Here is a 15,305-nt window from a genome sequence, read left to right on the forward strand (position 1 = left end):
ATCAACAAAGTAGCAATGGAAGAAGGATTAAGATTCGCTATAAGAGAAGGCGGAAGAACAGTAGGTTCAGGAGTTGTTACTAAGATAATAGCTTAATATACTTAAAGTTATTTGCTCAATCTAACCTCTCATTGAGTTGAGAGGTTAGAGTAAATAATTGAATAATTTTATTTATATATATGGGCAAAGGAAGATACTTTATTGACATGGGTGTTAAGTTATGTTAAATTATTTAGGTAACGTAACACGCAATAATAATTTGCTTTTAGGTAGGAGGTGCCGCAAATGAGAGTTAGAGTTACATTAGCATGTACAGAATGCAAACAGAGAAATTATAATTCAATGAAGAACAAGAAAAATGATCCTGACAGATTAGAGATGAACAAATACTGCAAGTTCTGTCAAAAACACACTTTACATAAAGAGACAAAATAGACAGTGCTTTTCTTTGAATATTTTCGAGGATGTGAAATAAATGTCTGATAAAAAAGAGAAACAGGTTAAAAAATCATCAAAAGAAGAGAAAAATGTTTTCCAAAGATTTATTGGTATGATAATTAAATGTTTCAAATCAATAGTTACATACTTCAAAGAACTTAAGGCTGAATTCAAAAGAATAACATGGCCAGGAAAAAAACAAATTAAAAAGTCTATGATTGCTGTGGTTGTGATGTGTGTCATGTACATAGTTGCTGTAGGACTCCTGGATGCTATGTTTGTTAACTTGTTTAAACTTATTGTTTAATATTTAAATATTCGAAGGAGGTAGGGATTTTTTTTGAAAAATAAAAATCTCTGTAGCTATGGATGAAAATAATGTAAAATGGTATGTTATTCATACATACTCGGGTTATGAAAATAAAGTAAAAGCTAACATAGAAAAAGTTGTGGAAAATAGAGAACTACAGAAGTATATTCAAGACGTTCAAGTTCCTATGGAAGAGCAGATTGAGGTTAAAGACGGAAAGAAGAAAGTGACATACAAGAAAATCTTCCCAGGTTACGTAATGGTAAAGATGCTTATGAACGAGGATTCTTGGTATATTGTGAGAAATACTAGAGGGGTTACTGGATTTGTAGGTCCTGAACCCAATAAACCAGTTCCACTGACTGAGGAAGAAATTTCATCTATGGGAATAAGTGAAAAAATTGTAGAGGTTGATTTTGAAATTGGAGACAGTGTTCAAATTGTTGATGGTGCATTTATGGGCCACATTGCTCAAGTTAGAGAAATCAACATGGATAAACAAACAATTAAAGGGTTTATAAATATGTTTAACAGGGAAACTCCTGTTGAACTTAAATTTAATCAAATAAAAAATATAGAGTAAGGTACTTATTTAAGATGCAAGTCTTAATAAGTGGGAGGATGAAAATCCGCATTACCACAATTCAGGAGGTGTCAACTCATGGCAAAAAAAGTTACAGGAATGATAAAACTTCAACTTCCTGCTGGGAAGGCTACACCAGCACCACCAGTTGGTCCAGCATTAGGACAGCATGGTGTAAATATTATGGCTTTCACAAAGGAATTCAACGCTAAGACTGCAAATCAGCCAGGAATGATAATACCAGTTGTAATAACAGTATATCAGGACAGATCTTTTAGTTTTATATTAAAGACTCCACCAGCTGCAGTTTTAATAAAGAAAGCAGCAGGATTAGAAAGTGGTTCAGCTGAACCAAACAAGAAGAAAGTAGCAAAACTTACACAAGCTCAAGTAAGAGAAATTGCTGAAATGAAAATGCCTGACTTAAACGCAGCTTCAGTAGAAACAGCAATGAAGATGATTGCTGGAACAGCAAGAAGCATGGGCGTAGAAGTAGAATAATTTTTTAGTAATTTTCATTAGAATCAGTGGGAGGTTATAACCGTTAAAACCACAAAGGAGGATATTAACTATGCCAAAAAGAGGAAAAAATTACATAGAAAGCGCTAAGTTGGTTGATAAGAACACATTGTATACACCAGCAGAGGCATTAGATTTAGCTGTAAAGACTTCAAAAGCAAAGTTTGATGAAACTATAGAACTTGCAGTTAAACTTGGTGTTGACCCAAGACATGCAGACCAACAAGTAAGAGGAGCCGTTGTTCTTCCACACGGTACTGGTAAAGTTGTAAGAACTTTAGTTTTCGCAAGAGGTGAAAAAGCTAAGGAAGCAACTGAAGCAGGAGCAGATTTTGTTGGAGCAGAAGAGCTAATCGACAAAATTCAGAAGGAAAACTGGTTTGAATTTGATGTCGTTGTAGCAACTCCAGACATGATGGGACTAGTTGGTAGAATAGGTAGAGTTCTTGGACCAAAGGGATTAATGCCAAACCCTAAATCAGGAACAGTTACATTTGATATCGAAAAAGCTATAAAGGAAATCAAAGCTGGTAAGGTAGAATATAGAGTAGATAAAACTTCTATAGTTCACGTTCCAATTGGTAAGAAATCATTTGAAATTGAAAAATTACATGATAACTTAAAGGCTCTTATGGAAGCTGTTGTTAAGGCAAAGCCTGCAGCTGCTAAAGGTCAATACATTAGATCAGTTTCGGTTTCTGGAACTATGGGACCTGGTGTGAAAATTAACCCAATAAGAGTTCTTGAATAATAACTTGACATACTGGAGTTTATGTGATAAAATATCAGAGTTGTCAAGTGAATAAATAGTGTTTCCGCAGACAGTAGGTGCTGAAAAGCGTAAGTCAATCGCCTACCGAGGAAGATTTATATATGTGAGTATATAGTCTCTTCGTATTCTGCGGAGGGACTTTTAATTTATAGAATTACTGTGAGGAGGTGGCACTCAGTGTTAAGCAAAAACAGACAGAACAAAGAAGTTAAAGTTCAGGAGATTAAGGAAAAATTAGAAAAATCTCAGGCAATCATATTAGCTGATTACCAGGGGTTAACTGTTGAAGAAGATACTGAACTTAGAAAGCAATTAAGAGAAGCTGGTATTGAATACAAAGTATATAAGAATACATTATCGATGTTAGCTTTAAAAGAGATTGGTGTTGAAGGTCTTAATGAATTTTTAACAGGACCTATGGCTATGGCTATAAGCTATGACGATCCAACTGCACCAGCAAGAATATTAAATGATTTTGCAAAAGGACATAAAAAACTAGAATTAAAAGCTGGTTTAGTTCAGGGCCAAATATATGATCTTGAGAAGGTTAAAGCTCTTGCTACAATTCCATCAAGAGAAGTATTACTTGCAAAACTACTTGGAAGCTTCAAGGCTCCAATGTCAAACCTAGCATACTTATTAAATGCAATTAAAGAAAAAAATGAAAATGGAGCTGCAGAATAAGCGGTTCGAGAAATTTTGGAGGTGTATTTAAAATGACAAGAGAAGAAATAATTCAGGCTATAAAAGAAATGAGCGTTATGGAATTAAACGAGCTAGTAAAAGCTTGTGAAGAAGAATTTGGAGTAAGTGCTGCTGCACCAGTTGCAGTTGCAGGCGGTGCAGTTGCAGGTGGAGAAGCTGCTGCTGAGAAAACTGAATTTGAAGTAGTTTTAGCTAGTGCTGGAGCTCAGAAAATAAAAGTTATAAAAGTTGTTAGAGAATTAACTGGTTTAGGATTAAAAGAAGCTAAAGACATCGTTGATGGCGCACCTAAGACATTAAAAGAAGGTATCGCAAAGGACGAAGCTGAAAAGATGAAAGCTCAGTTAGAAGAAGTTGGAGCTTCAGTTGAATTAAAGTAGTTCAAATTTCTAAGAGCACTTTTAAAAAAAAGTGCTCTTTTTTAATTTAAAGTATTTGACATATTGCAATAAGAATGATAAAATAAATAATTGCATTGATTTATTAAAGAGCGGGTAAATAAAAACATAAAATATATACATAACAATGGGAGAAATTCCCACGTATAATTGTATGATATGCGTCAGATTGGATATAATTAAACTAGATGCATACGTAATTTTATATGAAAATAATATTTTTGCCTATTTTACTTTAAGCAAGGAGTGAAAAGTGTATGGTACATCCTATCCAAGTTGGTAAAAGAACTAGAATGAGTTTTTCTAAGGTTAAAGATGTTACAGAAATGCCTAACCTAATTGAAGTACAGCTGAATTCTTATCAGTGGTTTCTCGATGAAGGTCTCAATGAGGTCTTTGATGACATCAACCCTATCGAAGATTTTACTGGTAAACTGTCCCTTGAGTTTGTTGGCTACGAATTGGAAAAACAGAACGTTAAGTATGAAGTCGAAGAATGTAAGGAAAGAGACACAAACTACGCAGCGCCGCTAAAGGTGAAAGTAAGATTAACAAACAACGAAACTGGTGAAATTAAAGAACAGGAAGTGTTCATGGGTGACTTACCTTTAATGACAGAACAAGGTACATTTATCATTAACGGAGCAGAAAGAGTTATCGTAAGTCAGCTTGTAAGATCTCCAGGTGTTTATTATAATCACGTTGTAGATAAAACAGGAAAGAAGCTTTACTCGTCTACAGTTATACCAAATAGAGGAGCTTGGCTTGAATTTGAAACTGATTCCAATAGTGTTATATACGTAAGAATAGATAAAACTCGAAAGCTTCCTATAACAATATTAGCTAGAGCTATGGGGTATGGAAGTGACACTGAGATAGAGACTTTCTTTGGAGAAGAAGAACGTCTTAAAGCTACTATTGAAAAAGATAGTACAAAAACTGAAGAAGAAGCTTTACTTGAGATCTATAAAAGACTTAGACCAGGTGAGCCACCTACAGTTGATAGTGCCAGATCTCTTATTGAAATGCTATTTTTTGATCAGAAGAGATATGATTTATCGCGTGTAGGAAGATACAAGTTCAATAAAAAATTAGCTATAAGTGCGCGTATAGCAGGAAAAATTGCCGGAGAAAACATCATTAATCCTCTAACAGGTGAGATTATAGTTGAAGAAGGCAACAAGATAACTCGAGAAATTGCCGCTGAAATACAGAACTTAGGTATAAATAAGGTAGATATACGCATAGAAGATAAAAATATAAGAGTAATAGGCAATAACTTTGTAGATATAAAGAAATTTGTTGATTTTGACATCTCAAATTTAAGAATAAAGGAAATGGTTCACTATCCAACATTAAAAAATATATTGGATAATTGTTCTAACGAAGATGAAATACGAGCACAATTAAAACAGAATATAAGTAAACTATCTCCAAAACACATTATAAAGGATGATATCCTTGCAACAATCAGTTATGAAATAGGATTGCCTTATGAAATTGGAGAAGATGATGACATAGATCACCTTGGCAACAGAAGACTTAGGTCTGTAGGTGAGTTATTGCAAAACCAGTACAGAATTGGTCTTTCTAGAATGGAAAGAGTTGTAAAAGAAAGAATGAATGTACAGGATCAGGACGGAATCAACGCTACTAATTTAATAAATATAAGACCTGTTACAGCTTCCATAAAAGAGTTCTTTGGAAGTTCACAGCTTTCACAATTCATGGATCAGACTAATCCATTGTCAGAGTTAACACACAAGAGAAGATTATCAGCTCTAGGACCAGGCGGTTTGTCTAGGGAAAGAGCGGGCTTTGAGGTAAGAGACGTTCACCACTCTCACTATGGAAGAATGTGTCCAATAGAGACACCAGAAGGACCGAATATAGGACTTATCAACTCCTTAGCTACCTATGCAAAGGTAAATGAGTATGGTTTCATTGAAACTGCATATAGGATTGTTAAAGACGGAAGAGTAACAGATGAAATAAAGTACTTTACAGCTGATGAAGAAGACGGTCTTCTTGTGGCAGGTGCCATAGAGCCATTAGATGAAAATGGGTATTTCCTTGATAACAGGGTAACTGTACGTGATAGAGAGGATGTTCTTGTTGTTCCACGTGAGCAAGTTGATTTAATGGATGTATCACCAAGACAGATTGTATCAGTTGCTACAGGAATGATACCATTCCTTGAAAACGACGACGCAACACGTGCTTTAATGGGATCAAATATGCAGCGTCAGGCAGTACCACTTTTAAAGCCAAGTGCTCCAATTGTAGGAACGGGCATAGAAAATAAAGCTGCTGTTGACTCCGGAGTTTTGCCAAAGGCTAAAAATGCCGGTGTGGTTGAATTTGTTAGCGCCAACGAAATAAAAGTAAGAAGAGATGCAGACCATGGTTTAGATACATACAGATTGTTAAAATTCAAGAGATCAAACCAAGGAACTTGCATAAACCAAAAGCCAATAGTAAAAAAGGGCGAAAAGGTTGATAGGGGGTCCGTGCTTGCCGATGGACCATCCACAGATTTAGGAGAGATAGCATTAGGAAGAAACATCATCATAGGTTTTATAACTTGGGAAGGATACAACTATGAGGATGCTATGTTAGTTTCAGAGGAACTTGTAAGAGACGATGTATTTACATCAATTCATATAGAAGAATACGAAGCTGAAGCAAGAGATACAAAACTTGGACCAGAGGATATTACAAGGGATATACCAAATGTGGGCGACGACGCTATAAAGGACCTAGATGAAAGAGGTATTATTAGAATCGGTGCTGAAGTTAGGGCTGGAGATATTCTTGTTGGTAAAGTTACGCCAAAGGGTGAAACAGAGCTTACTGCTGAAGAGAGACTATTAAGAGCGATCTTTGGAGAAAAAGCTAGAGAAGTAAGAGATACATCTCTTAGGGTTCCACACGGTGCTACAGGTATTATTGTGGATGTAAAGGTATTTACAAGAGAAAATGGGGATGAGTTATCTCCAGGAGTAAATAAACTTGTAAGATGTTATATTGCTGAAAAGAGAAAAATCTCTGTGGGAGATAAGATGGCTGGTAGACACGGTAATAAGGGTGTTATCTCTAGAGTGTTGCCAGTGGAGGATATGCCATTCCTTCCAGATGGAAGATCACTTCAGATATGCCTTAACCCACTAGGAGTTCCATCTCGTATGAATATTGGTCAGGTACTAGAAGTTCACCTTGGATGGGCAGCAAACAAATTAGGTTGGCATATTGCTACACCAGTATTTGATGGTGCTACAGAGGATGAGATTCTTGAACAGTTAGTTAATGCTGGATACGATAATGACGGAAAAACCATGCTGTACGATGGAAGAACTGGAGAAGCATTTGATAATAGAGTAACTGTCGGTATAATGTATATACTTAAACTTCACCATCTTGTAGATGATAAGATCCATGCAAGGTCTACAGGTCCGTACTCACTGGTAACTCAGCAACCTCTTGGTGGTAAAGCTCAGTTCGGTGGTCAGAGATTTGGTGAAATGGAAGTTTGGGCTCTTGAGGCTTATGGAGCAGCTTACACCCTTCAGGAAATACTTACAGTAAAATCAGATGATGTTGTAGGAAGAGTAAAAACATATGAGGCAATTGTCAAAGGTGAAAATATACCTGAACCGGGAGTTCCAGAATCATTTAAGGTTCTTATAAAAGAGCTGCAAGCACTTTGCTTAAATGTAAGAGTATTAGATGAGCATTATGAGGAAATTGGAACAAAACACTTTGAAGAAGATGATGATCTAGTTCCAGCAGAGGAATTGGGAATAAATATCGAAGGTAATGAAGGTGGCGTTTCACCAGTAGCCAAGGTTGATGCGTATAAAACTGAAGGCGATGAGGAAGAGAGTGAAGAAGAATTAGAGGAAGAGTCTTCATACGATGACAGCCTTGATTCTTTTGAAGAAATTAACTTTAGTAGCGACAATATAGTTGACGAATATCCAGATAATGATGATGACATTGTGGATATAAACGATGAACATTAATTTGAAGGGAGGATGTACCCTTGGGTGAATATAGAAATTTTGATGCTATACAAATTGGTTTGGCTTCTCCAGAGCAAATAAGAGAGTGGTCAAGAGGTGAAGTAAAAAAGCCTGAAACAATAAACTACAGGACATTGAAGCCAGAGAGAGATGGTCTTTTCTGTGAAAAGATATTTGGACCTATGAAGGACTGGGAGTGTCACTGTGGTAAGTACAAAAGAGTACGATACAAAGGCATAATTTGTGACCGTTGCGGAGTTGAGGTTACCAAAGCTAAAGTAAGACGTGAAAGAATGGGACACATAGAACTAGCAGCACCTGTGTCACATATATGGTACTTTAAAGGAATTCCTTCGAAAATGGGATTGATACTTAGCATGTCTCCTAGGAGCCTGGAAAAAGTGTTATATTTCGCAAATTATATTGTGCTTGATCCTAAAGACACTCCACTTGAAGAGAAAAAGTTGTTAAGTGAAAAAGAATATAAAGAGTGCATTGACAAATATGGTAGCGATGCATTTGAGGTTGGAATTGGTGCGGAAGCTATAAAAGTTCTTCTTGAAAAGATTGATCTTGAGTCATTGGCAAAGGAACTGAGGGAAGAACTTGAAAGCAGCACAGGACAGAAGAAAATAAGAACTATAAGAAAGCTTGAAGTAGTAGAGTCATTTATTGCTTCAAGCAATAAACCAGAGTGGATGATCATTGACGTTATACCTGTAATACCACCAGATCTAAGACCTATGGTTCAACTTGACGGTGGAAGGTTTGCCACTTCGGACTTAAATGATTTGTACAGGAGAGTTATCAACAGAAATAATAGATTGAAGAAGTTACTTATGCTTGGAGCTCCTGATATAATTGTTCGAAATGAGAAGAGAATGCTACAGGAAGCTGTAGATGCTTTAATTGACAATGGAAGAAGAGGAAGACCAGTTACTGGTCCTGGAAACAGACCTCTTAAATCTCTTTCAGATATGTTGAAAGGAAAGCAAGGAAGATTTAGACAGAACTTGCTAGGAAAGCGTGTTGACTACTCAGGACGTTCAGTTATCGTCGTTGGACCGGAATTAAAGATGTACCAATGTGGACTTCCAAAGGAAATGGCACTTGAGCTATTTAAACCTTTTGTTATGAAAAAACTTACTGAAAGAGGTATAGCTCACAACATAAAGAGTGCTAAGAGAATGGTGGAGAGAGTTATGCCACAAGTATGGGATGTACTTGAAGAAGTTATTCAAGATCATCCAGTTATGCTTAACCGTGCTCCAACACTGCACAGACTTGGAATACAGGCCTTCCAGCCAATTCTAGTTGAAGGTAGAGCTATTAAACTACATCCATTAGCTTGTACAGCTTATAATGCTGACTTCGACGGTGACCAGATGGCAGTTCACGTACCATTGTCTGTAGAAGCTCAAGCGGAAGCTAGATTTTTAATGCTTGCTGCACACAATATACTAAAACCATCAGATGGTAAGCCAGTGTGTGTTCCTACTCAGGATATGATACTTGGTTCGTATTATTTAACTATGAATAGGGATGGCGCAAAAGGTGAAGGAAGAATGTTCTCTTCACCAGAGGAAGCGCTTATGGCATACCAAAACAATCACATAGATATACACGCTAAAATTAAGGTGAGGATGAGAAAAGAGATTCAAGGAGAGATTAAATCTGGAATTATTGAAACTACTCCAGGTAAGATAATCTTCAATGAGTCAATACCTCAGACACTTGGATTTGTTGATAGAACAAAAGAAGAAAATATATTTAAATTAGAGGTAGACTTCTTAGTAAGTAAGAAGACATTGGGTAAAATTATAGATAAATGTTATCTAAAGTTTGGACCAACTGAAACTTCTATTATGCTAGATAAGATAAAAGCAACAGGATATCATTATTCATGTATAGGGGCTATTACCATATCCGTTTCAGATATGACCGTTCCAGAAGAGAAAAAATCTTTGCTTGAAGAAGCAGAAAAAACTGTGGATAAGATTGAAAAAATGTACAGAAGAGGTTTCATATCTGAAGAAGAAAGGTATAAGCAAGTAATTGACAAATGGACCGAAACAACTGAAAATGTTGCTAACGTTCTTATGGATAGCTTTGACAAGTTTAACCCTATATTCATGATGGCGGACTCTGGGGCCAGAGGATCTAAGAGCCAGATTAAACAGCTTGCAGGTATGAGAGGACTTATGTCTAACCCTTCAGGAAAGATTATTGAAAGACCGATTAAGGCATCCTTTAGGGAAGGTCTTAACGTTCTGGAATACTTTATGTCAACTCATGGAGCTAGAAAGGGAAATGCCGATACTGCACTAAAAACAGCGGACTCTGGATACCTTACAAGAAGACTAGTAGATGTAAGCCAAGATGTTATTATAAGAGAAGAAGATTGTGGAACTACGCAAGGCTACACAATAACCGAAATTAAGGAAGGCAACGAGATGATCGAGTCTCTTGCAGAAAGACTTACTGGAAGGTACTCTGCTGAGGATATTAAAAATCCTCAAACTGGCGAAGTCATTGTTAAATGCGGCGAATACATGAATGTAGAGCTAGCTGGCAAAGTTGAAGAAGCTGGAGTAAAGGAAGTAAAAATCAGATCAGTGTTTACTTGTCATTCAAAGGTTGGTGTTTGTGCTAAATGTTATGGTATGAACATGGCTACGGGAGACAAGATTAATATAGGTGAATCTGTTGGTATTACAGCAGCTCAATCCATTGGAGAACCTGGTACACAGCTTACCATGAGAACATTCCATACAGGTGGAGTTGCGGGAGCAGATATTACAAACGGTCTTCCTAGAGTTGAAGAACTTTTCGAAGCTAGAAAGCCAAAAGGTCTTGCTATTGTAAGTGAAGCCAACGGAGTTGTTAGGATAGAAGAAACAAAGAAGAAGAGAGTAGTTGTTATAACTGATGACAATGGAGAAGAGCATTCATACGATATACCATTTGGTTCAAGACTTTCTACAGGAATATTAAATGGCAATAGAGTAGAAGCTGGAGATGCCATAACTCAGGGTTCAATAAATCCACATGATATTATCAGAATTAAGGGTGTGGAGGCAACTAAGAATTATCTTCTGTCAGAAGTTCAAAAAGTGTATAGATTACAAGGTGTTGATATTAATGATAAGCATCTTGAAGTTGTAATAAGACAGATGACTAGAAAGATAAAGATTGAGGAATCAGGAGATACAAATCTTCTTCCAGGAACGCTTATAGACGTGTTCGAATTCAACGAGGCCAACGAGAAAGCAATTTCAGAGGGAGGACAGCCAGCAGAGGGAAAAGTAACATTGCTAGGTATAACCAAAGCGGCCCTTGCTACAGATTCCTTCTTGTCGGCAGCATCATTCCAAGAAACAACAAGAGTACTTACTGAAGCTGCTATCAAAGGAAAGATAGATCCTTTGGTTGGATTAAAAGAAAACGTAATCCTTGGAAAGCTTATTCCAGCTGGTACCGGTATGACTAGGTATAGAACACTGAAAATAAGCACAGAAGATGCTATAGCCGCTAAAGAGCAAGAATTAGAAAATGCAATATCAAAGGCTGATGCAGCAGAAAACGGTCCTGATGTAGATGAAACTATGATAAGCGAAAGTTTGACAGAAAAACAAATGTTTGATGAAAATATGGATATGGATATTTCAGATAACGAATAATTTATTGACATCTAGGGTGTAAAATGATAAAATACAGATTGTTGTAGAAAAAATAGATTTTCTGCAGCAATCTGTTTTATAGCCTGTAATTAACTATACAGGCATACTAATAGCATAATTGTCATGGAGTGATGAGTTATGTTTGAAAAAAATATTAATAAGATTGTAGGAATCAAGCAATGTATAAAGTTTCTAAAGGAATCTACTGATGTTATAGGGGCTAAGGTTTACATAGCAGAAGATGCTGACAAAAAACTTTTAGATCCTCTTATAAAAATAGCTGAGGAGAAGAACAGTGAAATTCACTATATTGCAACTATGAAAGATTTAGGGCAACTATGTAACATAGATGTAGGAGCCGCAGCAGCTGTATTAAATGATTAATATAGCAAAACTAAAACCAGCATAATAAACAAATTATTTTTTAAAACACGAGGAGGTGTATTTATGCCAACTATAAACCAGTTAGTAAGAAAAGGTAGAAAAAGCGTTACAACTAAATCAGCTTCACCAGCATTAAAAGAATGCCCACAGAAGAGGGGCGTGTGCACAGTTGTTAAAACTAGTACACCAAAGAAACCTAACTCAGCTTTAAGAAAAGTTGCCAGAGTTAGATTAACAAATGGATATGAAGTAACATCTTATATTCCAGGTGAAGGACACAATCTTCAGGAGCACAGTGTTGTTCTTATAAGAGGAGGAAGAGTAAAAGACCTTCCAGGTACTAGATACCATATTGTAAGAGGTGCTTTAGACTCTGCAGGAGTAAACAACAGAATGCAGTCAAGATCTAAGTACGGTGCTAAGAGACCTAAGAGTAAATAATATTGCACTTAGGCAGTACTTGATACAAATAGTCTTATATTTTCAAAACACTTTGTATGAAATTTCATTCAAAGTATATAATATAATTATGCTGTGGTTAACATCTAAAGAACATAAATGCTCATGTGTATAAATATTTAAAATGTCAGTTTTATAGTACATAATACGATATTTTAAGTATCGAGTACCTATGATCTAAATCGTAAATGTTTAAGGAGGGAAGTAAAATGTCAAGAAAAGGGAATACTCCAAAAAGAGAAGTGTTACCAGATCCAATGTATAACAGTAAAGTCGTAACTAAGCTTATAAATTCAATAATGTACGATGGTAAGAAGGGAACTGCGCAGCATATTTGCTACGATGCTTTCTCAATCATGGCCGAAAAATCAGGAAAAGAAGCTATGGAAGTTTTTGAAGAAGCAATGAACAACATCATGCCTGTACTTGAAGTTAAAGCTAGAAGAATAGGTGGAGCTACATACCAGGTTCCTCTTGAAGTTAGACCAGAGAGAAGACAGACACTTGGAATAAGATGGCTGTTAGTGGCTGCTAGAAAGAGAAATGAAAGAGGTATGTCTGAAAAGCTTGCTGCAGAGTTATTGGATGCATCTAATAACACAGGAGCAGCAGTTAAGAAGAGAGAAGATACTCATAAGATGGCAGAAGCAAACAAGGCATTTGCACATTACAGATACTAATATATGTAAACTGTTTTGGAGATGGCTCCAAAACAGTTTTCTAAATGTTGATTAGTAAAATTTGAGAGGAGGAAGACACGTGAATAGAGAATTTCCATTAGAAAAATTCCGTAATGTAGGAATAATGGCACACATAGATGCTGGAAAAACTACAACAACTGAGCGTATACTGTTCTACACAGGTAAAACTCACAAATTGGGTGAAACTCATGAAGGTCAGGCAACAATGGACTGGATGGCTCAGGAGCAGGAAAGAGGTATTACAATAACATCTGCTGCAACAACTTGTCATTGGAAAGGTCATGAAATAAACATAATAGACACACCAGGACACGTAGATTTTACAGTTGAGGTTGAAAGATCACTAAGAGTACTTGATGGTGCTGTTTGTGTATTCTGTGCAAAAGGCGGTGTTGAGCCACAGTCAGAAACAGTTTGGAGACAGGCGGATACATATCGCGTACCAAGAATGGCATACATAAACAAAATGGATATCCTAGGAGCAGACTTCTTTAGAGCTGTTTCTATGATGAAAGATAGATTACATGCCAATGCAGTTCCAATCCAACTTCCAATAGGAAAAGAGGAGAACTTCCAGGGTATTATTGACTTACTAGAAATGAAGGCTGAAATTTACCAGGATAACTTAGGTAAAGAATTCGAAATTCAGGATATTCCAGCAGATATGGTTGAAATGTCAAATGAGTACAGAGAGAAAATGGTTGAGGCAATTGCTGAGACTGATGAAGAACTTATGATGAAGTACTTAGATGGTGAAGAAATAACAATGGATGAACTTAAAGTGGCATTGAGAAAAGCAACTATTGCCAACGAAATAGTTCCTGTAACTTGTGGTTCTTCCTATAAAAATAAGGGTGTTCAGATGATGATAGATGCTATGGTTGAGTATCTTCCATCACCAATAGATATCCCACCAGTAAAGTGTACAGATTTAGACGGTAATGAAGTAGAGAGGGAAACATCTGATGACGCTCCACTTGCTGCTTTAGCATTTAAGATTGCTACAGATCCATTTGTAGGAAGACTTGCATACACTAGAATTTACTCAGGTATCATGCAGAGCGGAACTTACGTTCTTAACTCAAATAAGGGCAAGAAAGAAAGAATCGGAAGACTTGTTAAAATGCACTCTAATCATAGAGAAGAAGTTGAAGAGCTAAGAGCTGGAGACTTAGGTGCAGTTATAGGATTGAAAAATACAATAACTGGAGAAACTCTATGCTGCGAGGATAAACCAGTAATCCTTGAAAACATGGAATTCCCAGAGCCAGTTATCTCTGTTGCTATAGAACCAACAACAAAAGCAGATATGGATAAAATGGGTATTGCACTTTCAAAACTTGCAGAAGAAGACCCAACATTTAAGACTTATACAGATCAGGAAACTGGTCAGACTATAATCAGTGGTATGGGTGAATTACATCTTGATATCATTGTAGATAGAATGAAGAGAGAATTTAAAGTTAACTGTAATGTTGGTAAACCTCAGGTTGCTTACAAAGAAACTATTAATGCAGCTGTTCAGGCTCAAGGTAAGTTTGTAAGACAGTCAGGTGGACGTGGACAGTACGGTGATTGTTGGATAGAACTTATGCCAACAGAAGGTGAATACAGCTTTGAAAATGCTATAGTTGGAGGAGCTATTCCAAAAGAATATATCCAGCCAATTGACAACGGTATAAGAGAAGCTTCACAGAGTGGTGTTATAGCTGGATACCCAGTTATAAACTTCAAAGTAAGATTATTTGATGGTTCTTACCATGATGTTGACTCATCAGAAATGGCCTTCAAAATCGCTGGATCTATGGCATTCAAAAATGCTATGGCAAAGGCAAACCCAGTTCTTCTTGAACCAATAATGAGAGTAGAAGTTGTTGTACCAGAAGAGTACATGGGAGACGTAATGGGAGACATCAACTCTAGAAGAGGAAGAATTGAAGGAATGGAAGCTAGAGCAGGTGCTCAGATTATAAGAGGTATGGTTCCGTTATCAGAGATGTTTGGTTACGCAACTACATTGAGATCAAGAACTCAGGGTAGAGGAAACTACAGCATGGAGTTTGCAGCGTATGAACAGGTTCCAAAGAACATCATGGAACAGATAGCAGGAAGCAGACAGAAATAATTTTAGTATCATATTAACTTATGAACAGTTAATTAATATAAATATTTGCTTATTATAAAGGAGGAAATAAAAATGTCAAAGGCTAAATTCGAAAGAACAAAACCGCATGTAAACATAGGAACAATAGGACACGTAGACCACGGCAAGACAACATTAACAGCAGCAATCACAATGGTGCTTGCACAGAAGGGCTTTGCACAGGCATCAAA

At 36.6% G+C, this 15,305-nt stretch carries 15 protein-coding genes and 1 other annotated feature; all 15 genes read left to right on the forward strand.

Annotated elements, in window-relative coordinates; translation table 11 throughout:
* On the forward strand, window positions 1-96 hold a 96-nt coding region (locus tag BUA73_RS13140; RefSeq protein ID WP_479723830.1), incomplete at its 5' end, for an EF-Tu C-terminal domain-related protein.
* Window positions 97-285: 189 nt separating this feature from the next.
* Window positions 286-435, forward strand: a complete 150-nt coding sequence (gene rpmG, locus BUA73_RS13145) for a 50S ribosomal protein L33 (RefSeq protein WP_072904569.1) — start codon at window positions 286-288, stop codon at window positions 433-435.
* Window positions 436-475: 40 nt separating this feature from the next.
* Window positions 476-745: a preprotein translocase subunit SecE gene (gene secE / locus BUA73_RS13150; protein ID WP_072904570.1), complete on the forward strand. Its 270-nt coding sequence runs from the start codon at window positions 476-478 to the stop codon at window positions 743-745.
* A gap of 58 nt (window positions 746-803) precedes the next feature.
* A complete protein-coding gene (gene nusG / locus BUA73_RS13155) occupies window positions 804-1,331 on the forward strand; it encodes a transcription termination/antitermination protein NusG (protein ID WP_072904571.1) in 528 nt (175 codons plus the stop codon).
* Window positions 1,332-1,409: 78 nt separating this feature from the next.
* Complete coding sequence (gene rplK / locus BUA73_RS13160) at window positions 1,410-1,832, forward strand: 50S ribosomal protein L11 (protein ID WP_072904572.1); 423 nt, start codon at window positions 1,410-1,412, stop codon at window positions 1,830-1,832.
* Between the two features lie 70 nt (window positions 1,833-1,902).
* Window positions 1,903-2,601 (forward strand): 50S ribosomal protein L1, encoded by a 699-nt coding sequence (rplA, locus tag BUA73_RS13165; RefSeq protein WP_072904573.1) that lies wholly within the window; start codon window positions 1,903-1,905, stop codon window positions 2,599-2,601.
* A 46-nt stretch (window positions 2,602-2,647) separates the two neighbouring features.
* Window positions 2,648-2,776 (forward strand) — a sequence feature (ribosomal protein L10 leader region).
* Window positions 2,777-2,799: 23 nt separating this feature from the next.
* Window positions 2,800-3,306, forward strand: coding sequence for a 50S ribosomal protein L10 (gene rplJ, locus BUA73_RS13170; protein ID WP_072904574.1), 507 nt, complete (start codon window positions 2,800-2,802; stop codon window positions 3,304-3,306).
* Window positions 3,307-3,338: 32 nt separating this feature from the next.
* On the forward strand, window positions 3,339-3,707 hold the full coding sequence (gene rplL, locus BUA73_RS13175; RefSeq protein ID WP_072904575.1) for a 50S ribosomal protein L7/L12: 369 nt from the start codon (window positions 3,339-3,341) through the stop codon (window positions 3,705-3,707).
* 275 nt (window positions 3,708-3,982) lie between these two features.
* On the forward strand, window positions 3,983-7,747 hold the full coding sequence (gene rpoB, locus BUA73_RS13180; RefSeq protein ID WP_072904576.1) for a DNA-directed RNA polymerase subunit beta: 3,765 nt from the start codon (window positions 3,983-3,985) through the stop codon (window positions 7,745-7,747).
* 20 nt (window positions 7,748-7,767) lie between these two features.
* Window positions 7,768-11,427 (forward strand): DNA-directed RNA polymerase subunit beta', encoded by a 3,660-nt coding sequence (gene rpoC, locus BUA73_RS13185; RefSeq protein ID WP_084672273.1) that lies wholly within the window; start codon window positions 7,768-7,770, stop codon window positions 11,425-11,427.
* A gap of 138 nt (window positions 11,428-11,565) precedes the next feature.
* The gene (locus BUA73_RS13190) at window positions 11,566-11,811 is read left to right on the forward strand and encodes a ribosomal L7Ae/L30e/S12e/Gadd45 family protein (protein ID WP_072904577.1); all 246 of its coding nucleotides are present in this window, start codon (window positions 11,566-11,568) and stop codon (window positions 11,809-11,811) included.
* Window positions 11,812-11,874: 63 nt separating this feature from the next.
* On the forward strand, window positions 11,875-12,252 hold the full coding sequence (gene rpsL, locus BUA73_RS13195) for a 30S ribosomal protein S12 (RefSeq protein WP_072904578.1): 378 nt from the start codon (window positions 11,875-11,877) through the stop codon (window positions 12,250-12,252).
* A 227-nt stretch (window positions 12,253-12,479) separates the two neighbouring features.
* A complete protein-coding gene (gene rpsG / locus BUA73_RS13200) occupies window positions 12,480-12,950 on the forward strand; it encodes a 30S ribosomal protein S7 (protein ID WP_072904579.1) in 471 nt (156 codons plus the stop codon).
* Window positions 12,951-13,029: 79 nt separating this feature from the next.
* Window positions 13,030-15,096, forward strand: a complete 2,067-nt coding sequence (gene fusA, locus BUA73_RS13205) for an elongation factor G (protein ID WP_072904580.1) — start codon at window positions 13,030-13,032, stop codon at window positions 15,094-15,096.
* A gap of 72 nt (window positions 15,097-15,168) precedes the next feature.
* Window positions 15,169-15,305: GTP-binding protein (locus tag BUA73_RS13210; protein ID WP_242942401.1), on the forward strand; the 137-nt coding region annotated here is incomplete at its 3' end.

Source organism: Hathewaya proteolytica DSM 3090 (genome assembly GCF_900142225.1).
GTDB lineage: Bacteria > Bacillota > Clostridia > Clostridiales > Clostridiaceae > Hathewaya > Hathewaya proteolytica.